The organism is Chordicoccus furentiruminis, assembly GCF_019355395.1.
GTDB lineage: Bacteria > Bacillota > Clostridia > Lachnospirales > Lachnospiraceae > Chordicoccus > Chordicoccus furentiruminis.
This window is the reverse complement of record NZ_CP048829.1, coordinates 1,192,264-1,215,443: the sequence shown is the minus strand read 5'-3', so window position 1 is coordinate 1,215,443 and position 23,180 is coordinate 1,192,264. Positions and strand designations below refer to the sequence as shown.

At 56.2% G+C, this 23,180-nt stretch carries 18 protein-coding genes, 1 pseudogene and 1 riboswitch; of the genes and pseudogenes, 14 read left to right on the top strand and 5 right to left on the bottom strand.

Going from position 1 to position 23,180, the window contains the following annotated elements; translation table 11 throughout:
- The first annotated feature begins 1 nt into the window (after position 1).
- The 3 genes from phoU (at position 2) to G4C92_RS05705 (ending at position 3,036) form a co-directional block, all read left to right on the top strand.
- Positions 2–658, top strand: a complete 657-nt coding sequence (gene phoU / locus G4C92_RS05715) for a phosphate signaling complex protein PhoU (RefSeq protein ID WP_274941622.1) — start codon at positions 2–4, stop codon at positions 656–658.
- 294 nt (positions 659–952) lie between these two features.
- Positions 953–1,666, top strand: a complete 714-nt coding sequence (locus tag G4C92_RS05710; protein WP_274941621.1) for a response regulator transcription factor — start codon at positions 953–955, stop codon at positions 1,664–1,666.
- Positions 1,663–3,036: a sensor histidine kinase gene (locus G4C92_RS05705; protein WP_274941620.1), complete on the top strand. Its 1,374-nt coding sequence runs from the start codon at positions 1,663–1,665 to the stop codon at positions 3,034–3,036. The genes G4C92_RS05710 and G4C92_RS05705 overlap by 4 nt, the downstream gene beginning before the upstream one ends.
- Positions 3,037–3,053: 17 nt before the next feature.
- On the opposite strand, the gene G4C92_RS05700 is transcribed toward G4C92_RS05705, so the two are convergent.
- Entirely contained in the window at positions 3,054–3,860 is an 807-nt protein-coding gene (locus G4C92_RS05700) for a Uma2 family endonuclease (RefSeq protein WP_274941619.1), read from the bottom strand.
- 251 nt (positions 3,861–4,111) lie between these two features.
- On the opposite strand from G4C92_RS05700, the gene G4C92_RS05695 reads away from it, so the two are divergent.
- The 3 genes from G4C92_RS05695 (at position 4,112) to G4C92_RS05685 (ending at position 6,363) form a co-directional block, all read left to right on the top strand.
- Positions 4,112–4,285 carry a hypothetical protein gene (locus tag G4C92_RS05695; RefSeq protein WP_274941618.1) on the top strand — a complete coding sequence of 58 codons (174 nt, stop codon included), beginning with the start codon at positions 4,112–4,114 and terminating at the stop codon, positions 4,283–4,285.
- A 10-nt stretch (positions 4,286–4,295) separates the two neighbouring features.
- On the top strand, positions 4,296–4,904 hold the full coding sequence (locus G4C92_RS05690; RefSeq protein ID WP_274941617.1) for a peptidase C39: 609 nt from the start codon (positions 4,296–4,298) through the stop codon (positions 4,902–4,904).
- Positions 4,905–5,148: 244 nt separating this feature from the next.
- Entirely contained in the window at positions 5,149–6,363 is a 1,215-nt protein-coding gene (locus G4C92_RS05685; RefSeq protein WP_274941616.1) for a M20/M25/M40 family metallo-hydrolase, read from the top strand.
- Positions 6,364–6,444: 81 nt separating this feature from the next.
- Here the strand turns inward: G4C92_RS05685 and G4C92_RS05680 are convergent, their stop codons facing one another.
- Both G4C92_RS05680 and G4C92_RS05675 read right to left on the bottom strand, forming a co-directional pair.
- Positions 6,445–7,566 carry an ROK family transcriptional regulator gene (locus G4C92_RS05680; protein WP_274941615.1) on the bottom strand — a complete coding sequence of 374 codons (1,122 nt, stop codon included), beginning with the start codon at positions 7,564–7,566 and terminating at the stop codon, positions 6,445–6,447.
- A 275-nt stretch (positions 7,567–7,841) separates the two neighbouring features.
- Positions 7,842–9,494, bottom strand: a complete 1,653-nt coding sequence (locus tag G4C92_RS05675) for a ribulokinase (RefSeq protein WP_274941614.1) — start codon at positions 9,492–9,494, stop codon at positions 7,842–7,844.
- A 389-nt stretch (positions 9,495–9,883) separates the two neighbouring features.
- Here G4C92_RS05675 and G4C92_RS05670 point away from each other — a divergent pair, with 389 nt between their 5' ends.
- The 8 genes from G4C92_RS05670 (at position 9,884) to G4C92_RS05635 (ending at position 19,724) form a co-directional block, all read left to right on the top strand.
- Positions 9,884–10,867 (top strand): alcohol dehydrogenase catalytic domain-containing protein, encoded by a 984-nt coding sequence (locus G4C92_RS05670; RefSeq protein WP_274941613.1) that lies wholly within the window; start codon positions 9,884–9,886, stop codon positions 10,865–10,867.
- Positions 10,868–10,928: 61 nt separating this feature from the next.
- Positions 10,929–12,008, top strand: coding sequence for a sugar ABC transporter substrate-binding protein (locus G4C92_RS05665; protein ID WP_274941612.1), 1,080 nt, complete (start codon positions 10,929–10,931; stop codon positions 12,006–12,008).
- Between the two features lie 158 nt (positions 12,009–12,166).
- Positions 12,167–13,669 carry a sugar ABC transporter ATP-binding protein gene (locus G4C92_RS05660; protein WP_274941611.1) on the top strand — a complete coding sequence of 501 codons (1,503 nt, stop codon included), beginning with the start codon at positions 12,167–12,169 and terminating at the stop codon, positions 13,667–13,669.
- A gap of 64 nt (positions 13,670–13,733) precedes the next feature.
- Positions 13,734–14,639 carry an ABC transporter permease gene (locus G4C92_RS05655; protein ID WP_274941610.1) on the top strand — a complete coding sequence of 302 codons (906 nt, stop codon included), beginning with the start codon at positions 13,734–13,736 and terminating at the stop codon, positions 14,637–14,639.
- Between the two features lie 79 nt (positions 14,640–14,718).
- Positions 14,719–15,771 (top strand): NAD(P)-dependent alcohol dehydrogenase, encoded by a 1,053-nt coding sequence (locus G4C92_RS05650; protein WP_274941609.1) that lies wholly within the window; start codon positions 14,719–14,721, stop codon positions 15,769–15,771.
- Between the two features lie 507 nt (positions 15,772–16,278).
- The gene (locus tag G4C92_RS05645; RefSeq protein WP_274941608.1) at positions 16,279–17,853 is read left to right on the top strand and encodes an ATP-binding cassette domain-containing protein; all 1,575 of its coding nucleotides are present in this window, start codon (positions 16,279–16,281) and stop codon (positions 17,851–17,853) included.
- Positions 17,854–18,109: 256 nt separating this feature from the next.
- A complete protein-coding gene (locus G4C92_RS05640; RefSeq protein ID WP_274941607.1) occupies positions 18,110–18,799 on the top strand; it encodes a D-lyxose/D-mannose family sugar isomerase in 690 nt (229 codons plus the stop codon).
- A gap of 40 nt (positions 18,800–18,839) precedes the next feature.
- Entirely contained in the window at positions 18,840–19,724 is an 885-nt protein-coding gene (locus G4C92_RS05635) for an ROK family protein (protein WP_274941606.1), read from the top strand.
- A gap of 657 nt (positions 19,725–20,381) precedes the next feature.
- On the opposite strand, the pseudogene G4C92_RS05630 reads toward G4C92_RS05635, so the two are convergent.
- Together G4C92_RS05630 and G4C92_RS05625 are read right to left on the bottom strand one after the other, a co-directional pair.
- A pseudogene (locus tag G4C92_RS05630) lies at positions 20,382–21,527 on the bottom strand (sirohydrochlorin cobaltochelatase); the annotation flags it as partial.
- Positions 21,528–21,782: 255 nt separating this feature from the next.
- Positions 21,783–21,962: riboswitch (cobalamin riboswitch) on the bottom strand.
- A 12-nt stretch (positions 21,963–21,974) separates the two neighbouring features.
- Entirely contained in the window at positions 21,975–23,180 is a 1,206-nt protein-coding gene (locus tag G4C92_RS05625) for a cysteine desulfurase family protein (protein WP_274941605.1), read from the bottom strand.

Genomic DNA, 23,180 nt, shown 5'->3' with positions numbered 1-23,180 from the left:
GATGAGAAGAACGTTTGACGGCCAGCTGAAGCAGCTCAACAATGAGCTGGTCAATATGAGCACGATGGTGGAGAATGCGATCGAGAGGGCGGTTGCGGCATTGTCCAAGGGCGATACGAAGGCAGCGGAGCGGATCATGGAGGATGACAGCAGCATTGACGCGGAGCAGAAGAAGATTCAGGATCTCTGCTTCGATCTGCTGATCCAGCAGCAGCCGGTGGCCCGGGATCTGCGGACGATCACAGCCGCGATGAATATGGTGACGGATCTTGAGCGGATCGGTGACCACGCCTCCGATATATCCGAGATCACGGAGCTGATCGCGAACACCTCTTATCAGCCGCATCTGACCTTCATCTCTCAGATGGCGACCGAGACGACCTCGATGCTGATCCGCGCGATCCAGTCCTTCGTCGATCACGACCAGGAGGAGGCGCGCAAGGTCATCGCCTATGACGACGTGATTGACGAGCTTTTTCTGAAGGCAAGAGGCCAGATCGTCAAGCAGATCCGCGAAGGAGCCGAAGACGCGGAGGAGGCCGCCGATCTGCTGATGGTCGCCAAGTATTTCGAGCGGATCGGGGATCACGCGACGAATGTCGCCGAATGGGTTATCTATGCGAACAATGATCAGCGGGAAAAGGAAACGGCGGTCTGAGACGCAGGGGAGAAACGGAGGCTGCTGCGTGTGGACTCGTCCGGTTCAATGAGGCAGCCGGAAAGGACGTTTCGGAAAGCGGGTTCGGGAGCGCGGAAAACGGAATGTCTGGCGGAAAAATCCGGGTTACGGGACTATTACGGCTTTCGGGAATCTGCTATACTGAATGGAAAAGGCGGGAGACGTGACGTCTGCCGCTTACTTTTCTTTTTGCAGATCAACCCGGTCCGTTCGGCTGCGCCGCGGGAACCGGCGGCTCGATCCGGCGCACAGACTGAGGAGAGGAATGAAGCGATGAGTCTCATCTATATTGTGGAGGATGATACGGATATTCAGGAGGTGGAAAATATCGCGATGCGGAGCAGCGGCCACGAGACGGCCTGTTTCGGCGACGCGGAGAGCTTCATGAAGGCGATCGGCGAGAAGCAGCCGGATCTGGTTCTCCTCGATGTCATGCTCCCCGATAAGAACGGGGATCAGATTGTCCGCGAACTGCGCGCGGATCGGAAGTACCACCGTCTCCCCGTCATCATGGTGACGGCGAAGACGGCGGAAATCGATATGCTGCGCGGCCTCGACAACGGCGCGGACGACTATATCTGCAAGCCTTTTTCCGTTATGGAGCTGATCTCGCGGGTGCGGGCCCTGCTGCGGCGCAGCGAACCGGGGGAAATGACGGAGACGATCCTGACCTCCGGCTGCATCCGGATGGATATTGAACGGCACCGTGTGTATGTCACGGATAAGCCTGTCCTCTCGGGCGACAGCGCCGCCGGGGAGGGCGAGACGGTCGAGCTGACGAACCGCGAGTTTGAGCTGTTGAGATTCCTTCTCGAGAATCAGGGGATCGTCCTCTCGCGGGATTCCATTCTCCGGAATGTATGGGATACGGATTTTGAGGGCGAGACACGGACGGTCGATATGCACATCAAGACGCTGCGCCAGAAGCTGGGCAGCGCATCTTCTCAGATCAAGACCGTCCGCGGAGTGGGGTATGTCTGCCAATGAACCGGAGAATCAATTCCAGAGTCATCGGACTCACCGTCATCGCGATTCTGATCACAGCCGTTGCCATGACCGGCGTATACTATCACCTTTTTCGTGTACAGATCCGCGATGATATGCGGCAGACCGCGCTTCTTCTGGAGGAACTGGAGGATTTCCGGGACGCCAGCGTCAGCGATTTCCGGAACGTCCGCGTGAAGGAGAGGGTCACATGGATCGCGGCGGACGGCACGGTTCTTCTCGACAACGAGGCGGATCCGGCGACGATGGAGAACCATTCCGACCGGCCTGAGGTGAAGGAGGCACTCGACGACGGCGAGGGAGAGGCCGTCCGGGGTTCGGACACGCTGGGCGTCAGCACCTACTACTTCGCCCTGCGGATGTCGGACGGCACGGTGCTTCGGATCGCGCAGGACGCCCGGAGTCTGGCTTCCCTGTTTTTCAGTGCGATGCCGATGATTCTGCTGATTCTCGTTCTGCTCGTGACGGCGGCGGTTCTGCTCACGCATTTTCTGAGCCGTCAGATTATGGCCCCGATCATCCGGATCGTGGCCCACATGGATGATCCGGCGATCGAGGATGTCTCGGACTACCCGGAGCTCCGTCCGCTTCTCAAGACGATCCGCGCGCAGCACGACCGGATCCTCGAGGGCGCGAAGATGCGTCAGGATTTCACGGCCAACGTCTCCCACGAGCTGAAGACGCCGCTGACCGCTATCACCGGCTATTCCGAGCTGATTGAGAACGGAATGGTGGAAGGGGAGCGGGCGAAGGCGGTCGCGGTTGATATTCATAAGAATGCAAGCCGCCTGCTGAAGCTGATCAACGATATCATCCGTCTCACCGAGCTGGACCGGAGCACGTCGGTCCAGAACCGGAGCATCAGCGAGCGAAACGAGGAGGATGAGACCATCGACGCCGAGAACGGCTACGAGCTGATCGATCTTGACGAGCTCGCCTCCCAGTGCGTCGAGGAACTCAGGATGAACGCCGAGCGGGCCGGACTGACGCTGGCCTACCGCGGCGAGCCGTGCCGGATGCGCGGGAACCGGGACATGATCCGCGACCTGATCTACAACCTCGGAGAGAACGCGATCCGCTACAACCGGAAGGACGGCTATGTCAACATATCCGTCGAGCGTCAGGACGACCATCCGGTTCTGACGGTCGCAGACAACGGCATCGGCATCCCGAAAGAGCAGCAGGAACGCGTCTTCGAGCGGTTCTACCGGGTCGACAAGAGCCGCTCGCGTCAGACGGGCGGCACCGGCCTCGGCCTGTCGATCGTGAAGCATGTGGCGGAGCTGCACCACGCGAAGATCCAGCTGACAAGCGAGGTCGGCGTCGGCACGACGATTGTCGTGAGATTCTGAGAAGACGACTCCTGCGGTTATTCCGGATAGATGTCCTCGATCAGGCGGCTGATCTCGCTGAAGCGGATACGGCAGCCGCCGTCCAGCACCTCAACGGGGATCTCGTCTTCGAAGGAATAGAGATCCGGCGTGTCCGACCGCTCAAAACGGTAGGCCAGTACCACGCGCTCGGCAGGAAAGACGATCCAGTACTCGCGGACACCGGCCATTTTGTATTTTCCGAGCTTGATCAGGACATCTGTGACCACATGCCGCTCGGACACGATTTCGACGACGAAATCGGGCGCGCCGACGATCCGCGCCCGCGTGATCCGGCTGCGGTCGCATACCAGCAGGACGTCCGGCTGCACCATGGTCCGGTTGTCACGGTCGAGCTGGACGTCGACCGGGGAGACGAACGGCATGCAGGACCCGCCCTTGCCGGAGATGCAGGTTTTCAGCTGATAATAGATTTCTCCGTCGATCAGCTGGTGAATGGTGGTCGGAGCGCCCATATCGTAAAAGACGCCGTCGATCAGTTCGACGCGGGCATCTTCCGGAAGCGCCTCGTAATCCGCGACCGTCTTGTCCGCGCAGGCGGCCGACGACGTGCGGATCCGATATGCCGGTTCCGGTTCCTGCACGCGGGACATTTCGGGGCGGTCCTGACTTCCTTCCGGAGAGAGAGCCTTTGTAAGGGCCTGAACCGTGTCATATCGCGGAGACGCCGTTTCTCCGCTGAAGATTTTCCGGATGGTTCCGGCCGGCACGCCGGAGATCGCGGACAGCCGTTCGTTTGAATAACCAAGCTCCTTTTTCCGTTTTTTCATCTCTTCGATTGTCATGCGGTACCTCCCTTTCCTGCACTTTGCGCTTTCACCGTGCAGCGGACCGTGAGACGGCATTTCCGCTGCTTCGTCCATACGTCCCTATGATCCTTCGAACTGTACTTGCTCTGTGATCTTATGGTGCCATACACACCGTAAAAAGTCCATATAAAAACCGAATACGAACCAAAATTGATCCATCAGACGAAGAAACGGACCCGGACCCGGATATGCGGAACGTCGAAGGGAGCAAAAGACGCGCAGTCCGGATGCGTGCCATCGCGGCGATGCAGAACCCATTGCCGGAAAGGCAGGGCGGAGCCATGCGCTTCCCGCAAGATGGTCCGGACGGAAAACGGATATTGGCTCAGGTCCGCCGGGAAAAGCATATTGACAGGGAAATGATGGATTCCTATAATTCATATAAGATAAAAGGGAAATGAGGCGGACGCGATGAAAAATCCTCTGCATTATCAGCTGACCGAGTATGACTGCGGCCCGACGTCCATGCTCAACGCGCTGGCGTACCTCTTTGAACGGGAGCAGATTCCGCCGGAAATTGTCCGGGAGACGATGCTGTTCTGTATGGACCGGCACGGGCGCGACGGGATCTGCGGCAAGGAGGGAACCTCCTATATGGCGATGATGTTCCTGAGCAACTGGTACAATAATTTCGGAACCAGCGGCCAGCTGCCGGTGTTCTGCCGCTATCTGAGGGGAGCAGACGTGAATCTGCGGCCGGACGGAGCGATCCGGACCGCGCTGCAGGAGGGAAGCGCCGTGGTTGTCCGTCTCTGGCTGGAGGAGCCGCATTATGTTCTTCTGACAGGAACGTGCCGGGAAGGTTTCCGGATGTTTGACCCTTACTATGAGCCCGATGCTCCGGAGGAAACGGGGATTCTTGCCGTCCGGGATCAGCCGGAGAAATGCAACCGGATCGTGCCGGCCGGATATCTTGACCGGGAAGGAAATGAGCTCTATGCGCTCGGCGATCTGGCTGACCGGGAGGCGATCATCCTGACGAATACGGAAAACGAAGTCGCCGACGGCGGAAACATCTGAATGAGATCAGGACGCCGGACCACAGAAACGCGGACAGGACGGCGTGCCGGGGGAGACCGATACACGGAACGGGGAAGGGAGAATCCTGCGGGCCGGCGGAGCGAGCCGGAGCGGACGTTCTGGAGAGGACTGGATGAAACAGACGGCATTGCGGACGGATCGAATCGGTGTACGGACGAACTGGGGGCGGCACGCAGCCGTAAGCGCCGGGCAAACAGAAACGCGAAACGGAGGACAGAGGACCATGATACGGGCGGACAGACTGACGGAAACTTTTCTCTGGCTGACACGGTTTGACGCGGAATCCTACCATGAGAGAAAGATCGCGGACGCGCTGAAGGAGCGGTTCGCCGCGATGGGAATGACGGCGGAGGAGGACGACGCGGCAGAAGCGCTCAGAGCGGAATGGGAACGAAGCCATCCGGAAAGCGGGCGGCCCGCCGACCCGTCCGGCAATCTGCTGGTGCGGGTCCCGGGCGTGCTGCCCGGCGCACCTGTCCTGTTTGCCGCCCATCTGGATACGGTCGCCCCGGGAAACGGACGAAAGGCGGTTCTGCACCGGGCGGACGAAGAGCGGCCGGACGATGAAGAAGGGAAGGAAAAGGAACGGCCGCATGCCGGCGTCAGAGAGGATATGCTGACCTCCGACGGCACCACTGTGCTCGGCGGCGACGACGGAGCGGCCATTGCGGAAATTCTGGAGGCTGTCATGTCGCTTGAGGAAGAGAAGATCCCGCACCGGGAGCTGGAGCTTCTGTTCACGGCGGCGGAGGAGCCGTACTGCCGCGGCTCGCGGCACTTTGATTTCAGCCGGATCCGGGCGAAGGAAGCGTACGTCGTCGATCTGGACGGTCCGGCCGGGACAGCCTCCCTGAGTGCGCCGGTGATCGTCTCCTTCTATGCGGAAGTCAGGGGACGCAGCGCCCACGCGGGGTTCCGCCCGGAGGACGGCATCCATGCCATCGCGGCGGCCGCGGCGGCTGTCTCGCGTCTTCCCAGCGGGAGAATCGATGCCGATACGACCTTCAATATCGGGAAGATCGCCGGCGGAACGGCAAAGAATATTGTTCCGGACCGGGTCAGGATGGAAGGCGAGCTCCGAAGCCGCTCCGCTGAAACAGCGGAAGCGTTTGAACGGCAGGCGGAATCCGTATTCCGAGAGGAGGCGGAGAAGGCGGGGGCGACGGCGGAACTCCGCTGGGACGTGAATTTCCCCTCTTTCAGGGTCGGGGATGACAGCTGCATCGTCCGGCGGTTCCGCGAGGCCTGCCGCACTATCGGACTCAAGCCGAAAACGGTCAGCACCTTCGGCGGAAGCGACAACAATCGCCTCGCTGTGGCCGGTATCCCCGGACTCGTGATCTCATGCGGCTACTTCAACGCGCATACCGTAAGGGAGACGGTCTCCGTCCGGGAAATGGTCCGGACGGCCGAACTGCTGGAGGCGCTGGCGCGGTGACGATTCAAAAGAGGGAAAGGCAATTTGCAGGTTAAGCCGTCTGGCGGAAGAGGCGGCTCGTTTTGCCTTGAAGCAATCTATTCAGACGGATTTCAGAAACCGCTCGATATAGATTCCGGCAGCTCCGATTGCCTCCGAATCATGCATTCCACAGCATCTGAGATAGTTCATTCCCTTCAGATAGGGGTCTGTTTTTTCTACTTTCTCTCTGACCTCATCCAGATGAGGCTCCAAAAATTCGGCTATAGGGCCGCCGATTACGATTTTGTGGTCAAATGCCGTCATCAGGTTGTGTACGGTGATGGAAAGATAATCCGTGTATGTTTCCCATAAAGCCCTGCAGCGGGTATCACCCTGATCAAGCAGCTCGAAGAAGGCGTGAAGATCGCCGTTTGTATAAGACGTAAGATTGTCGGTGGAACAATAGGCGTTGACGCATCCTTTTCGTCCGCAGTAACAAGGCTTTCCGCCAGGCACAAGCGTTATATGGCCGATTTCGCCTGTTCTGCAGTTCATACCGAGGCTCACATGCGACCCGTTGTAGATCAGTGCGCCTCCGACAGAAGGAGCAATATTCATATAGACGGTGGTTCCGGTCAGGGACATTTTGTTAATGGCGGCAAACGCAGAACACAGGGCCTCACGTCTGAGCATGGAAGGAAAGGGGAACCAGTTCTTTGAAATGTTGTAAAACGACCATGAAAGATCCAGTTCCTCATGCATGCCGAAGATCCTGGTTCCGGTTCCATCTGTAATGGCCGGGATGGCATAGGCAATTCCCAGGATGTCATTCTGATTTACACGGGATTCCAGAATGACGTCGGAGATCATATATTTCAGCTGCTGGTAGGATTCCTCGTTATCGTGGATCTCGAACTTCTGATGATGCTGATACACCGGATGCATTGTCAGATCCACAACGGCAAAGTCCAGATATTTTCTGGTGATATTCACCCCGATTGCATAGCGGGCCTGCGGCACGCAGGTGTAGCCGACGGACTTTCTGCCGCCTCTTGACTCCAGCGTGCCGTCTGCCTTTGCAAGCCCGGCGTCGAGCAGCTCGTTCAAGGCGCTGGCAATTGTTGGAACAGTCAGTCCCAATTCTCTGGCAATATCATTTTTGGATACGGTGCCGTTCGCCAGAAGGAACCTGTAAACGTTATTTTTGTTTGCTTTTTTAACAGCAACGTTGCTTAGTCCCATAACCCTGTCCTCTGCTGCCCCGGCATGATGAGAGGATTCCGTGCATTCCAAAGTTTTGCCGAAAGGTTTCCTTTACGGAAAGCAACTGAGCAGGCGCCCTTGCCTGAAGCATCCCCATGAGTGTTATCATGATTATAACAGACCCGAAAGGGATATCCAAGGAAAGGCCGTTCCCTCCAACCGAAGCGGGGGCAGATATCTGTGCGAAACGCCATTTTAGAATGCACTTTCGGAAATCCGAGCATCTGCCGCCCGGAACGAGGCCCCGGTTCAAGTCAGTGTAATCCGGCCTTCAGATGATTCAGCCGCATCAGAATATCACGGTGCGTGTCTCCCATGATCATGCTGTAATCCTTATAGATTGAATACAATTCATCGTACACTTTTCGACTGCGCTCGTCAGGCACATATTCGGCTGAATCAATACGGCTCATATGCGTGACGGATGAAGCGTAGTCGCTGTAGACACCGGCAGAGAGTGAGGCGTAGATAGCTGATCCAAGAGCCGCGGCTTGTGAGCTTCCGGCAATTTTCAGCTTTTTCCCGAGTATATCCGAATAGGTCTGCATGACGAAAGGATTCTTCTTCGTGATGCCGCCGCTGCAGACAAGCTCATCGATCCGAAGACCCTGGGATTCATACAGTTCAAGAATCCTTCTTGTTCCGTAAGCGGTTGCTTCGATCATGGCCCGGTAGATATCTTCCGGTTTTGTCTGGAGAGAGTATCCAATAACGGAACCTGTGAGACTGCTGTCCACGAAGGGCGTTTTATTTCCGTTCCACCAGTCCAGCGCCAGAAGACCACCCTGCCCGGCGGCTTTTTCGGAGGCTTTCTGACTGAGAAGCTGGTGAATGAGACTGTTTTCGGGGATTTCATTTCCCCTATTGCTTTCAGGGCTGCGGGTCTGACTGACAAACCATTCGAATAAGTCGCCGACGGCGGCCAGACCGGATTCCAGACCGTAGTATCCGGGTATGATCGCGCTGCGGACATTTCCTATGATACCCTCTTCAGAGTACGGACGGTCGCTGAATCCGATCAGCACGCTGGAAGTGCCGAGAACCAGCATAGCCTGCTCTTTTCTGCTGACGCCGCTCCCTGGAACGCCGGCGTGAGAATCGATGACGGCCGGAGCGACAGCGATTCCAGCTGTCAATCCAAGTCTGTCTGCCCATTCTGTCGTCAGACAGCCCGAACTTTGTCCGATTTCGATGACCGGTCCGCTCATTTTCTGCGGAAGTGAGTACAGCTCAGGATTGAAGTGGCGATAAAAACGGACATCAGGGTATCCGTCACGCTCGTTCCACCAAGCCTTGTATCCGGCCATCGAACAGCTTCGGCTTTTGCTTCCGGTCAGGAGACGTGTAAGCCAGTCCCCGGCTTCGATGAAGGCATCTGCTGCGTTATAAACAGCAGGATCTTCTTCCAGTGTCTCCATGATCTTGGGAAGGAAGAGTTCGGAAGAAATGCGCCCCCCGAATCTCGGGTCTTTTAACTGTCCGGACTCTTCGAGATAAGCGTTGATCCGATCGGCATATTCCTGAGCACCGTGGTGTTTCCAGAGCTTGACATAAGCATTGCGGTGATCCACGAATTCGCGCTTCATGCAGAGCGGTACTGCGTTCTGATCAACAGGAAGCACTGTGCAGGAAGTAAAATCGATCCCGATCCCCGTGACGGCGGAGGAAGGAACAGATGATGCGCGCATAAGGGCAGGGATGACAGCAGTTAATGCGTCCGTATAATCCTTCGGGTGTTCCAGTGCCCAGTTGGAAGGCAGGCGCTCGCCGCTGCCGCACAAAAATGAATCCATGACGCCGTGCGGATAAGGAAAGACTTCACTTGCCAAAATCGTTCCGGTACTGCAGCTTACAAGTACGCCGCGGCAGGAAAGCGTTCCAAAATCAAGACCGATCGTATAAGCCATACTTGAACACCCCTGTAAAATAAAACTATTTTTAAAAGTGAGATATATAAAGTGGAAGATGCCTTTCTGATACGACTTTCATCGTGCTATGCCAACAGAATAGCATAGGAATTTGAGGAAAGTCAACGAATATATTTTGACCATGTATTCAGAAAGCAGTGTGAAAATTATCCGAAATTGTGCACAAAATTCAGATGTGAACATCGTATAAAAAAGAGAAAACAGATGTAGTCTCGATTTCTTTGTTGAATTTATCGGGCAGATGGAATATAAAGAAAATGCTTATTAAAACAATTTTAATAAGCGATATGAACAGCAAACGGAGAGCGGCTATGAGCGAAATCATGATGAAATGTGATGTCTTTTTAGGGGTTCGTCATATAGAGACAATGGAAAGACCCATCCCGGAACCAGGCCCGAAAGAAGTCCTGATTAAAGTTATGGCCTGCGGCGTCTGCGGCTCGGATGTTCATATCTATGAAGGAGACCAGGGTTCGACTTCAACGGTTCCTCCGCAGATTCAGGGACATGAATTTTCGGGGATTGTCGTGAGAACCGGGAGCGAGGCAACGCATTGCAAGGTTGGCGACAGGGTCTGTGTGGACCCCGCGGATAACTGCAATGAGTGCTACTACTGCCAGAATGGCATGATGGGTCATTGCGAGCATATGGGAGCCATAGGAACCAATATTGACGGAGGGTTCGCACAGTTTTGCAAGGTGCCGGACAGGCTCGTGCATCATCTGGCCGATGATGTGACCTTTATTCAGGGCGCGATGGCGGAACCGCTTGCCTGCTGCATCAACGGCATTGACCGCAGCGATATCAAGGTGAGCGATAATGTTGTGATCTACGGCGGAGGGATGATCGGGCTGCTGCTTCTGCAGCTTGCCCGTCTTGAAGGAGCGGCCAATGTGGTTCTGATCGAGCCGGTCGCATCGAAGAGAGCGGTGGCCGAGAAACTTGGAGCGTCTCTGACGATTGATCCGAAAAGGCAGAATGTCAGACAGACCCTTGCCGAGCACGGACTTCAGCATATTCAAGTCGTCATTGAGACCTGCGGGATCAGGCAGACGTCTGAAGAAGCGATTGACATTGTGGACCGGAGAGGAACGGTGGTTTTGTTCGCGGTGACAAAAACGGATGCCGCGATCTCTCTCAGGACATATGAACTTTTTCAGAAGGAACTCACATTAAAGGGATCTTACTGCAGCCCATATGACATGGGGAGAGCGGTCAGTCTGATCAATGCGCACCGGGTGGATGTAACCAGTATGCTTGCGGGCACGAAGCCCCTGGAAGGACTGGTCAGTATACTGGCAGATCCGGCAGAGCGCGCGAAAGGGAAATGGGTCATTCTTCCTAATGAATGAGCTGTTTGCCGGATGACAAGGTATGCAATAACACATCATATATTTTCAAGGAGGAAAGGTTATGAAGAGAAATGTAGTGGCATGTATGATGGCAGTGATTATGGCATCATCGATTTGTGTCCCGATCGCCGCGGACAGCAGTGTCGCTTCCGTTGAATCGGGTGCGGAATCGCTTGCCACCAGCAATCCGGACACGCCGGCGGCGGATACGGTAAAGGGGAAAAGCACAGGGCTGAAGATCGGATTCGCCGTTCAGACACTGAGCAATCAGGTATGGGCCCAGCAGGCGGAGCAGATCGAGAAGGATGCGAAGAATGACGGAAATGAAGTGACGGTCGTTGACTGCAAGGAGAATGCAAATACTCAGATTGATCAGCTTGAGAATTTTGTGTCGTCCGGCGTTGACGCGATCATTGTGAATCCGGTCGATCCTGACGCAATCGAAGATGTGTGCGCAGAAGCGAGAAAAGCCGGAATTATGGTGATGTCGTGGGATGAGAACATGACAAATGCGGATATCAACTGGCTGATCGACAACTATGATCTGGGCTGCAAGATTGGTTCGGAAGCCGCTGACTGGATCAACGACAAGTTTGATGACGGTAAATGTGAGGTCGTTGTACTTGGATATCCTCAGACTCCGATTCTTCTTCAGCGCGAGAACGGCATTCTGGATCAGCTCAAGGAGAAGGCTCCGAACGCGACCGTTGTCGCAAACCAGCCGGCTATTGATACGACCCAGGGCCTGAACGTCATGGAGACTGTGCTTCAGTCGCATCCGGATGTGAAGGTGGTCTGCTGCATCGGCGGCGGCGGAGCTGCCGGCGCAAATGAAGCACTGAAGGGATATTACGGATCTGACCGTCCGGACGATATCGGTATCTTCTCGACGGATCTTACCGATGAGACCATTGCTTCGATTCAGAACAATGAGTTTAACAAGGTCTGTGTAGCGATTACCGGTAATTCCTATGTGTGCGGTGACGCGGCTTATCGTCTTCTGATTGACAAGGAATCTGGCAAAGAGGTTGATCAGAACGTTTACAGAGAGCTGATTCCTGTTACGGCGGATAATCTGACAGAGATGACGGCTGTTCCTGGCGAGACAACCAGCTCGGCAGTGGAAACGGCAGCGAACTGAGCGGCTGTATTTGCGGCATGGGGCATCTGCGCTGAGCCTCAAACCCGACAGTGATGCGGATTCCAGATACAGTCCGCATCATCGGACGGTTCGGGGCCATGCGGCAGGCCCCATGCCTTTTATAAGCGTTATACAGCATGACCGGGAGAGGGCGGAGAATGAACTCAGAAGATTATATTTTGGAGTTTAATCATATATCGAAATACTACCCCGGAGTAACCGCTCTGGATGATGTTTCATTTAAAGTGCGAAGGGGAGAGATTCATGCTCTGATAGGCGAAAACGGTGCGGGAAAATCAACGCTGATCAAAACATGCAGCGGCGCGATTGAGCCTTCGAAAGGCGAAATTGTGATTGACCATCAGAAATTCCGCCGTTTGACGCCAAGGCTGTCGGAAGAGCATGGGATCGGCGTTATTTATCAGGAATTTAATCTGGTAGGCGATCTCACGGTCGCTGAGAATATTTTCCTTGGCCGCGCCATCCGAAAGGGAGTCGTTGTTGATTTCCGCGAGATGGAAAAAAAGGCAAGGGAAATCCTTAAATCATTGCATATGGATGTCGATCCCGGGGAAATGGTGAAAAACCTGACGGTCGGCTATCAGCAGATGGTTGAGATCGCCAAGGCTATGTCTCAGAACGCCAAGGTTCTGATCATGGATGAGCCTTCCGCACCCCTGACGAATGCAGAAGTAGACCATATGTTTGCGGTAGTGGATCTTCTGAAAAAGCAGGGCGTCACGATTATCTATATCTCTCACAGGCTGGAAGAGATATTCCGGCTCTCGGACCGCGTAACGGTGCTGCGGGACGGTCATTTCGTGACAACACTCAACACAAAGGAAACGAATGAAAACGAATTGATTAAGCTTATGGTCGGAAGAGAGCTTCATGAGGTTTATCCGGCCAGAAAAGCGGGATGTGTTCAGGATGAAGTGACATTTGAAGCGAGAGATGTTACCGGCAATGGAGACCAGGGTATCAGCCTGAAGGTTCATAAAGGCGAGGTTGTCGGATTAGGCGGGCTGGTAGGCGCCGGCCGGACGGAATTTGCCGAAATGGTTTTCGGGGCGGCAAGAAAAGATTCCGGACAGTTTTTCTTTAATGGGAAAGAGATTGATCCGAAATCTCCGAAAGAAGCGATTGATATCGGCATAGGACTGGTTCCGGAGGACCGGAAAGCCAAAGGCGCTTTGCTGGGAATGAGTATCCGGGAAAATATTAATATGCCCATATACAGAAGAATTTCCCGGGGCAGTGTGGTCAATGAATCCAAAACAAAGTCGATAGCGAAACAATATAAAACGGAGTTATCGATAAAGACTCCTTCACTGGAGCAGCTGGTGAAAAACTTAAGCGGAGGCAATCAGCAGAAAGTCATTTTGGCCAAGTGGCTCGCGGCAGAATCAGAACTTCTGATCTTCGATGAGCCGACAAGAGGAATTGATGTCGGCGCTAAACAGGAGATATATATGCTGATCAACCAGCTGGTGGAGCAGGGGAAGGCCATTCTGATGATTTCGTCTGAAATGGAAGAGCTGATGGGAATGTCCGATCGCATCATCATTCTGGCTGAAGGAAAAGTAAGCGGCGAGCTGCTCAAGGACGAGTTTAACCAGGAGCTGATCATGCAGTATGCTTCTAAGGAGAGAAAGGACTGAGTGACCGATGAAAAAAGTAGTCAGCTTTTTGAAAAGCAGAATCATATATGTGTTTTTGATCTGTATGATGATCTTCTTCTCATTTGCCAGCAGCAACTTTTTGACCGTCCGCAATCTGATGAATGTCATCAAGCAGGTGTCCATTTACGGTATCGCGTCCGTTGGTATGACTTATGTCATTCTCCTTGGAGGAATTGATCTTTCTATCGGATCCATCATCTCTCTGGTGAACATTGTTGCCGCCTATTTCATGGTGAATCTCGGATGGAATCCTGTTGCCGCGGTCATCCTGTCACTCCTGATCAGTACGGCAATCGGATTTATGAACGGGTCCATTATTGCCGAGCTCCATATGCCGGAGCTGATTGTGACCTTCGCGTCTCAGACTATCTTCGCAGGACTGGCTTACATTATCTGCGGAGGCACGCCTATTTCCAGATTTCCCGATTCGTTTCTTGCCATGGGGCAGGGATATGTCGGATTCATTCCCGTACCCGTCATCATTATGGCGGTCATCTTCGCAATCGGATGGTTTATCAGTGAAAAAACATATTTCGGCCGTTACTTTTATGCACTTGGCGGGAATGAAGAGGCAGCACAGCTGTCCGGCATCAATGTAAAGAAAATCAAATACCTTGTGTATTCGCTGTCCGGCTTTTTTGCAGGCATCGCCGGACTGGTCATGCTGGCACGAGCTAATACAGGTCAGCCGAATGCAGGTGTCGGATATGAGTTCGATGTCATCACCTGTGTCGTTCTGGGCGGCGTGAGCACAACCGGCGGATCCGGAAAAATGTCAAATGTGATTGCCGGTGTCATGATCATCGGAGTTCTTCAGAACGGAATGGTTCTCCTCAATATTAGTTCCTATACGCAGATGGTCGTGAAAGGCATTATCCTTTTGGTCGCTGTCGGTGCCGACTGTGTTCAGAAGCAGCGGATGGCAAAAGTCAAGAAGGCGGCCGCATGAGAGAATTGTTCCCGGTTTACCTGTTTTTCACTGATTGTAAAGAAAAATGCTGAAAGCGCATAGAAAGGCGGTTATTGCAATGGAAGGCAAGATGAAAGTGGCTGTTATGACGGATGTCATGAAAATCGAGATGACAGAGCGGGATATACCGAAACCGAAGGAAGATGAAGTGCTTGTCAAAATCGAATATGTAGGCGTATGCGGATCGGACCTGCACTATTATGAAAACGGGGGAATCGGAGCGAATATCGTGAAGCCGCCGTTTGTACTCGGACATGAAGCCGGGGGAACCGTTGTGGAGGTCGGGAGCAGCGTCACGCATCTGAAAGTCGGCGACAGAGTTGCATTGGAGCCAGGTAAAACCTGCGGTCACTGCGAATTCTGTAAAACCGGAAGATATAATCTTTGCCCGGATGTGATTTTCTTTGCAACGCCTCCTGTAGACGGCGTATTTCAGGAGTATGTTGCCCACGAGGCAGATCTTTGCTTCAAGATCCCGGATAATATGGACACAATGGAAGCTGCCCTGATTGAACCGCTGGCAGTTGGTTTTCATGCAGCCAGACAGGGAAATGCACGCCTTGGAATGACAGCGGTTGTGACAGGCGCCGGATGCATCGGGCTGGTGTCCATGATGGCACTCAAGGCGATGGGCATTACGAAAATCATTGCGGTTGATGTCATGCAGAAACGTCTTGATAAGGCGAAGGAACTCGCAGCCACAGATATTATCAACGGAAAAGAGCAGGATACGGTCGAAGAAGTACTGAAGCTGACAGACGGAATGGGGCCGGATCTTGTTATTGAGACCGCGGGAACGGAAATCACGACCAGACAGGCGATCAAATTCTGTAAGAAAGGTGGGACGATTGTTCTGGTCGGATACTCTGCCTCCGGAGAGATGACGCTGCCGATGAGTCTTGCGCTGGACAAGGAACTGACATTCAAGACGGTTTTCCGTTATCGGCATATTTATCCGCTGGCTATCGAAGCGGTCGCATCCGGGCGCGTCAATGTCAAAGGGATTGTGACGAATGTCTGGGATTTTGATGACATTCAGAATGCGATGTACCAGAGCGTCAAGGACAAAGCAAATATTGTGAAGTCAGTCATCAAAATTGCGAAGGACTGAGATTTTTCGGGATATCATGTTGGAAATTTATCATTCCACCATGACAAGTCCTTCCTTCCATGCTATACTGACTCAGTCGGACGGCGGACCGTCTGACGGGAATCGCTTACAGTCAGCATAAGAGGAAAAGGAATGATTCGTCGGTAATTTGATGAAAAAAGCGGCACAGAAAACAGCAGAAACGGTTTCTCCGGATCTGTTCGCGTGCGCTTTGAATCAGATTATCGCGTATCCGGGATCAATATAACGGCTGTTGCTGAACGGCTGTGTCAGAAGATTTTGGGCGGGTCTGTTCTTGCGTTTGCGCGGGAACAGACCCGCCTTTCTGCGTGCAGGCGTGAGAGGCTGACAAACGGGGCGCTTTGATCCGGGACTGCGAAGCAGCCGCGGATCCGCAGGGTCCGCTCTGCACTGACCAGAATCCCTGCGGGATGCCGGGACGAAGACGCAGATTGCATCGAAGACCGAAAGCGCGGCGGGCGGAGAAGGAGACGGAAGGGAGGATGCGTGTTACAGATAAAGAATCTGACGATTACCCACAGGAAGGATCTCCGGACGATGCTGGAGGACTTTCAGCTGGTGCTGAACGACGGGGACAAAGCGGTGATCATCGGCGAGGAGGGGGACGGCAAGTCCACGCTGCTGAAGTGGATCTTTGATCCGGCGCTCACGGAACCGTACGCGGAATGCAGGGGCGAACGGCTTCTCGGTCCGGAGCGTCCCGGGTATCTGCCGCAGGAGCTGCCGCCGGAGGACTCGGTGAAAAGCGTATATGAGTTTTTCGCGGAAAGCGAAGGCTTCGCGAATGTGTCCCCGAGGGAGCTGGGACGGCTGGCGGCCGAAACGGGGCTTGAATCGGATATATATTTCAGCGGACAGCGGATGGGCAGCCTTTCGGGCGGGGAGAAGGTGAAAATCCAGCTGCTTCGTCTGCTTCTGGATGAGCCGACGATCCTGCTTCTCGACGAGCCGTCCAACGATCTTGACCTCGCGACGCTGAGCAGGCTCGAGTCGCTGATTGTGAACTGGAAACACGCGGTGCTTTTCGTCTCCCACGATGAGACGCTGATCCGCCATACAGCCAATATGGTCGTGCATCTGGAGCAGGTCGCGAGGAAGAACAGCAGCCGTTATACGGTGCAGCATCTGTCCTACGATCAGTATCTTCATGATCGGGCGAACCGTTTCGAGCGTCAGGACCGGAAGGCGCAGAGCGATCGGAGAGAAAAGAAGAAGCGGGATGAGACGTACCGGAAAGTATACGAGGGCGTCGCCCGGGCGCAGAGCGCGATTTCCCGTCAGGATCCACACGGCGGCGCGCTTCTCAAGAAGAAAATGCATGCCGTGAAGTCGATGGAGCGGCGATTTGAGCGGGAGGATGAGTCGATGACGAAGCGGCCCGAGCAGGAGGAGGCGATCGGGCTCAAGCTCTCCTGCGAGCCGGTTCCGCATGGGAAAACCGTGCTGGACTACCGGCTGGACCGCCTGCTTTCAGACGACGGCGGACGGGTTCTGGCGGAAGGAATCCGGTTTTTTGTCAGAGGACCCGAGAAAGTCTGCATCGTCGGCGCGAACGGCGCGGGTAAGACGACGCTTCTGAGAAAAATCGCGGAGGAGATGCTCGCCCGGACGGACATTCAGGCCGCCTATATGTCGCAGAATTACGAAGATCTTCTGGAACCGGACATGACGCCGGTGGATTTTCTTGACGAGACGGGAGAAAAGGAGGTGCGGACCCGGATCCGAACCTATCTGGGCGCGCTGAACTTCACGGCGGATGAGATGGAGCATCCTTCCGGCGCGCTGTCGGGCGGGCAGAAAGTGAAGCTGCTCCTGCTGAAACTGAGCCTGTCCCATGCCGACGTGCTGATTCTGGACGAACCGACACGCAATCTGTCTCCGCTCTCCGGCCCGGTGCTTCGAAGGCAGCTTGCGGCCTTCCCGGGCGCGATCATCAGCGTGTCCCATGACCGGCTCTTCATGACGGAAGTATGCACCAGGGTGCTCAGGCTGACGGAGCAGGGGCTGACGGAGCTGGATCCGCTGTTCAAAGCCGGCTCCGCGGATTCGGAAAGCAGCTGATATGCGGACCGTGCAGCGGCGCCCTGGGCAGAGGCGGCGCCCCGGGCCGCAGGCCGCGGAGAGATAACCCGTGTCCGTCCGGGCCGATGAAGGCTGTTCCGAGTCCGTTTGATCCGCGGTCTGCCTTTTCCGAAAAAATGACGAAATCACCCGCGAAAAAACGGCGCGGATATTGCGCCGCCCGGCCTTTGACTATACAATAGTAGTATCTGTGGGAATGCTGCACAGGAATGGCAGATTTGCGAGGTGAAAAACGGTGAAACGTTCTGAGATTAACAGGGTGATCCGGGACATGGAGCAGCTGATTCATGAGCAGGGCTTCCATCTCCCGCCTTTCGGCGAATGGACGCCGGAGGAGTGGGCGGACCGGGGACACCGATACGATGAGATCCGCGACAACAAGCTGGGCTGGGATATCACGGACTTCGGTCTGGGAGATTTCCGGCGCTGCGGTTTCGGCCTTTTCACGATCCGCAACGGTAACCTGGCGATGCCCGACAAGTACCCGAAGAGCTACGCGGAGAAGCTGCTGGCGATGTATCCGGGCCAGACGGCGGCGATTCATTACCATGTCGCCAAGATGGAAGACATCATCAACCGGGGCGGCAACGACGTCTTCATCCAGGTCCGGAACGGTACGAAGGATCTGAAGATGATGGATACGGATGTGGATGTGTACACGGACGGGTGCCACTCGGTGGAGCCGGCCGGAACGAAGGTGCGTCTGAGGCCGGGCGAGAGCATCACGATCACGCCGTATCTGTTTCATAAATTCATCATGCCGGAAGACGGCGGGATGGTGCTTCTCGGCGAGGTGTCGAAGTGCAACGATGACGATCATGACAACTACTGGTATGACCGGTCCATCGGGCGTTTCCCGGCGATTGACGAGGACGAGAAGCCGTACCGGCTTCTCTGCACGGAGTATCCGAAGGCCCGGGATTGAAGAGGGCGGAACGATTTCACAACAGTGAGGAGGGTGAGAAATGAGATACGGAGCACTCGAGGCGGGCGGAACGAAGATGGTCTGCGCGGTCTGTGACGGCAAGGGAGGGATCAGCGACCGGTTTACCACCCCGACGGCGGATCCGAAGGAGACGCTGCGGATTCTGTATGATTATTTTGCGGACAAGCAGATCGACTGTCTGGGCATTGCCTGTTTCGGACCCATCGACCTGCATCCGGATTCGCCGACCTACGGCCACATCACATCCACGCCGAAGCTCCGCTGGCAGAACGTCGATATAGTTGGGAATTTCCGCGCTCTGGGCGTGCCGGTCGGCTTTGATACGGACGTCAACGGATCGGTGCTGGGTGAGACGACCTTCGGCATCGGCCGGGGCGTGAAGAACTGTGTCTACCTGACGATCGGAACCGGCTTCGGCGCCGGCGTGCTTTCCGAGGGAAGGCTGCTCCACGGCATGCTTCATCCGGAAGGCGGCCATGTGCTGCTTCCGATGTCGCCGAAGGATCCGATGGAGCGAGGTATCTGCCCGTTCCACCCGAACTGCGCGGAGGGTCTGACCTCCGGACCGGCGCTGAAGGCGCGCTGGGGTGTGAACGCGAAGGAACTGGGGGATCGGGATGAGGTATGGGATCTCGAAGCTTTCTATCTGGCCGAGGCGCTGATCGACTACACGATGGTTCTGTCGCCGGAGATGTTCATTCTCGGCGGCGGCGTGATGCACCAGAGAGAGAAGCTGCTTCCGAAGATCCGGGCGCACTACAGGGAACTGATGAACGGGTATATCAAGACGAAGCAGACGGCGGATCTGGATCATTATATCGTGGCCGAGTCTCTGAATGACAATCAAGGGCTTCTCGGCGCGGGCGAGATCGGGCGCCTTGCGTACGAGGCGGCGCAGCGCTGAGAGCGTGTTTCTCTCATACAGGAAATAAAATCATCCCGGGCTTTCCCCATTCGGCGGGGGCAGCCCGGGATGATTTTTATGCGGAGGGATCAAATTCGGAATCAGCTGACGATACTGTCCGTGAACCGCGGCGGTCTTCGGCGGCCTCCGCGTCTGTTCCCGCGTCCGTCAGGACTCCGCAGCGGAGGATGTTGCGTCAACCGCAGCGCCGGACAGTTTCGCGATCTGATCAGCTGTCGCAGCCGCCGGATTAGAGACAGAAACCTTGTGGTCGTACCATTTTCCCTTCGTGCCGACGAGAGCCAGATCAAAGTCCTGACCGACAGCCGGAACCGGGACATCAAAGCCGTATACTTCTTCTGTGGTGCCGTCGCTGTACGTCACCGTGTCCGTGGTCGGCTGAAGCAGCGCCGCACCGTCCTTCTGCGCGTCGGCTGCCGTGCCCTCGAACAGGTTGACGACATTCTCGGAAGCGAGACTGATGTGAACGGTCATCTGTCCGTCCTTCACGGTGAGCAGCGCTTTTCCGTCATTGGCTTCATTGACGTGGAACATCGCGTTGTCCGTGGTGAAGTCCACGACATACTGACCGTCCTCGAGGGCGGCGGAATCCGCCGCGGCTTCCGCGACGGATCCGGCTGCAGAGCTGTCCGTACCGTTGATCACGGCGCCTGTGTGGGCGACATAGATCTGCTGCACTTCAGGGATCTCGCCAAGACCGGCGATCTGGCTGTCGACGCTTGTGAAGGCGCCGCTGGCGTTGAACTGGCTCTTCCAGGAATCGGAGTCGTCCCCTGCCATATCGTTGTTAGCGTGGTCGCCGGCGACGACCATCAGCGGACGGAGGATCACCTTCGTGTAACCGGCGTCCTTCACCTTCCCGATGACGGCTTCGCAGGCGGTGTCCGCCGGCTTGCCTTCGACTGTGCCGATGAAGACGTTTTTGTAGCCGAGCTCACCCATCTCGGTCTGCATCTGATCGTAGGTGATGTTTGCTTCATGGGATGTTCCGTGCCCCATGAAGACGAAAGCGGTTCCGTCTTCGGCAGCCGCGTCCAGGCTGTCATATCCGGCCGTCTTCACAGCGGTCGCGGTGATGTCCTTCGCCACCGCCTCCTTGTCCGCGTTGACTGTCTTCGTGTCGGAACCGACCTCGCCCAGCAGCGGCTCGGCGACCTTCACGGACGCGAATTTGTCTTTGTACTCATCGACCGCGGCGGTCAGTTCATCGTATTCCGCGCCGTGCATCAGGTGAGTCGGCTGGACGACCAGATTCTTCACGCCGTTTTTGACCGCGCGATCCAGTGCCTGATCCATGTTGTCGATCTTCTCATTGTCGCGGGCTTCGATGTGATTGATGATGATCTGGGCGGTGAAGGCGCGCCGCACGGACCAGTCCGGATATGCAGCCTGAAGAGCCTTCTCGATGCCGCCGATGTCGGCCGTACGGCTGTCGTTGAAGGAGGTTCCGAAGGAGACGACGAGAAGCTCGTTCTCTCCGATATTATCCTCATTCAGCGGGTCGTCCTTCGAGGCGTCGCCCGTGTCGCGTCCGAAGTACTCGGGCGAGGCGTTCTCACCCTCGACCAGCGCCTTCTGCGTGTCGGTCAGAGCGTCCCAAGCCTTCTTGGCGGCCTCGCAGTCCGCGTCGGTCGTATCCGTGCGCTCCTGTACGTAGATCTTGTCGATCAGAGCCGCGACCTTGTCAGCGGCGGCCTGGTCCTCCGGCGAAGCTTCCGCCGATGCGGCTGACTCGGTCTGGCTGTCAGCCAGAACCGGCGCCGCGGCAAGACTCCCGGCCATCATGGCGGCTGTCATGAGGACAGCCATGTTTCTGTAGAATCGGTTGCGCATACAAACCCCTCCCTTCGGCCTCTTTGCCGAAATATGCGGGCCGTTGCGGGCGGCCCATCATGAATGATGACGCGCGAAGCGGAGACGGTTCGTCGGACGGAAAAGAAAATGCCCCTGCCGCGAGGGCAGGGACCTGGACGTTTGAGACAGCAGTTTCCTCTGAAATCAGCGTACAGCCAAGACCTCGTGGCATGGAACCGTTCGTTCCGCGTACTGCGAAAGGCAGGTCTCCCGACTGATCGATCAGATGCGCAGGCCGTCTTCCCGGTTTCCCAGTGACATATGGCCCTCGCTCTCGAAATACGGTGACGAGATCGTACAGGAATCACACCTGTTTCCCTATTCTCCGGACGGATGTCCGGCACCTTCCGTAACAATTCCGATTATAGAAGATGGTCAGGACAAAGTCAACTCGCTGAGACATTCATCGAAAATATTAAAGAATACATCCAGCTCGGCCTCCGTGGTGAGGTGGCTGAGGGAGATGCGCCACGAGGAAAGCGCGTTTTTCCGGTCGTGGCTCACCGCCATCACGGCCCGGGACGGCGTTCCCCGGACGGAGCAGGCGGATTTGACAGAGACGCAGACGCCGTGCCGGTCAAGCGCCTCCTGAAAGCGGTCTCCGCGGATTCCCCGGACGCTGAGATTCAGGATCTCCGGCACCGCGCTGTCCGGGCTGTTGATCCGCACGCCGGGGTGCGATGAGAGAAACGCACGGAGCTTCCGGTTGAGCGCGGCGACATGCGCGCTGCGGGCCCTGTATTCGGAGAGCGTAAGACGGAGAGCCGCCTCGGCCGCGGCGGCGGCACCCGGATCCGGCGTGCCGCTGCGGTAGAGGGAGGTGCTGACGCCGCCGCTGATCAGCGGGTCGAGAATCACGTCCTTTCGCCGGATGAGGAGGCCGGATCCGAGCAGTCCGTAGAATTTGTGCGGCGCGATTGTGACCAGATCGACGCCGGGAAGCAGGGCGGAAACGCCCGCTGCTTCCCGCTCCGATTCCTTGCGATCGGGCAGCTCCGGCGTATTCTCCGCGCCCAGAACGTTCCCGAGAGGCACCTTGCCGACAGCCTGCGTCGCGTCGATGTGCAGACGGCAGCGGGGATGGTCGGAGGCGATCGCCGCGAGCTCGCGGACCGGCTGGACGGTTCCCAGCTCGCTGTCCACCGCGCAGACCGAGATCAGAACGGTGTCGTCGCGGATCAGGTCCCGGACGTCGTCCGGATCGACCGTTCCGTCCTCGCGGATCCGGGCAAGATCCACTTCCCAGCCCTGTTCCATCAGCGCGGTCAGTGCGCCGCTGACGGAAGAGTGCTCCAGCGCGGTGGAGATGATGTGCTTCCCGTAATGGCGGGATGCCCGGGCTGTCCCCTTGACCGCAAGGTTGTTGGCCTCGCTGGCGCCGGAGGTCAGGATCAGCTCCTCCGGCGCGACGCCCAGCATGCGGGCCATCGAGGCCAGGCTCCGGTCCATGACCGCCTTCGCGCTGCGGCCCGCTCCGTGCGAAGCGTTCGCGTTGCCGACGCAGGCGCGGACCGTGTCCGTGTAGACGGACAGCACCCGTTCGTCCGCCGGCGTGTGGGCGGTATAGTCGAGATAGATCAT

Coding starts and splice junctions, on each gene's coding strand:
- G4C92_RS05635 (WP_274941606.1), top strand. CDS start 18,840: ATGAGATACGGAGCACTCGAGGCGGGCGGAACGAAGATGGTCTGCGCG.
- G4C92_RS05660 (WP_274941611.1), top strand. CDS start 12,167: ATGAACTCAGAAGATTATATTTTGGAGTTTAATCATATATCGAAATAC.
- G4C92_RS05690 (WP_274941617.1), top strand. CDS start 4,296: ATGAAAAATCCTCTGCATTATCAGCTGACCGAGTATGACTGCGGCCCG.
- G4C92_RS05655 (WP_274941610.1), top strand. CDS start 13,734: ATGATGATCTTCTTCTCATTTGCCAGCAGCAACTTTTTGACCGTCCGC.
- G4C92_RS05700 (WP_274941619.1), bottom strand. CDS start 3,860: ATGACAATCGAAGAGATGAAAAAACGGAAAAAGGAGCTTGGTTATTCA.
- G4C92_RS05670 (WP_274941613.1), top strand. CDS start 9,884: ATGGAAAGACCCATCCCGGAACCAGGCCCGAAAGAAGTCCTGATTAAA.
- phoU (WP_274941622.1), top strand. CDS start 2: ATGAGAAGAACGTTTGACGGCCAGCTGAAGCAGCTCAACAATGAGCTG.
- G4C92_RS05710 (WP_274941621.1), top strand. CDS start 953: ATGAGTCTCATCTATATTGTGGAGGATGATACGGATATTCAGGAGGTG.
- G4C92_RS05625 (WP_274941605.1), bottom strand. CDS start 23,180: ATGATCTATCTCGACTATACCGCCCACACGCCGGCGGACGAACGGGTG.
- G4C92_RS05705 (WP_274941620.1), top strand. CDS start 1,663: ATGAACCGGAGAATCAATTCCAGAGTCATCGGACTCACCGTCATCGCG.
- G4C92_RS05695 (WP_274941618.1), top strand. CDS start 4,112: ATGCGTGCCATCGCGGCGATGCAGAACCCATTGCCGGAAAGGCAGGGC.
- G4C92_RS05650 (WP_274941609.1), top strand. CDS start 14,719: ATGGAAGGCAAGATGAAAGTGGCTGTTATGACGGATGTCATGAAAATC.
- G4C92_RS05675 (WP_274941614.1), bottom strand. CDS start 9,494: ATGGCTTATACGATCGGTCTTGATTTTGGAACGCTTTCCTGCCGCGGC.
- G4C92_RS05685 (WP_274941616.1), top strand. CDS start 5,149: ATGATACGGGCGGACAGACTGACGGAAACTTTTCTCTGGCTGACACGG.
- G4C92_RS05665 (WP_274941612.1), top strand. CDS start 10,929: ATGAAGAGAAATGTAGTGGCATGTATGATGGCAGTGATTATGGCATCA.
- G4C92_RS05680 (WP_274941615.1), bottom strand. CDS start 7,566: ATGGGACTAAGCAACGTTGCTGTTAAAAAAGCAAACAAAAATAACGTT.